General features: G+C 65.2%; 1 protein-coding gene. It reads left to right on the forward strand.

All coding sequences use genetic code 11. The annotated features are described in order from the left end of the window. Positions 1–379: oxidoreductase (locus MTCD1_RS18625; RefSeq protein WP_498067567.1), on the forward strand; the 379-nt coding region annotated here is incomplete at both ends.

The raw sequence follows: 379 nt of genomic DNA on the forward strand, positions 1-379 counted from the left end.
CTCAAAGACGTTACGTTGCGCAATCGCATCGCCATTCCGCCGATGTGCCAATACATGGCTGAAGATGGCCTGGTCAACGACTGGCATCACGTCCACCTTGCCGGTCTGGCCCGTGGTGGCGCTGGCCTGGTGGTGGTCGAGGCAACCGCCGTTGCACCTGAAGGTCGTATCACACCTGGTTGCGCCGGCATTTGGAGCGACGCCCATGCACAAGCCTTCGTGCCTATGGTCCAGGCGATCAAGGCGGCAGGCTCGGTGCCCGGCATCCAGATTGCCCACGCCGGGCGCAAGGCCAGTGCCAACCGTCCGTGGGAAGGCGATGACCATATCCCCGCAGGCGACGCCCGTGGCTGGCACACCCGCGCGCCCTCGTCCATCG

Source organism: Colwellia marinimaniae (assembly GCF_002207865.1).
GTDB lineage: Bacteria > Pseudomonadota > Gammaproteobacteria > Enterobacterales > Alteromonadaceae > Colwellia > Colwellia marinimaniae.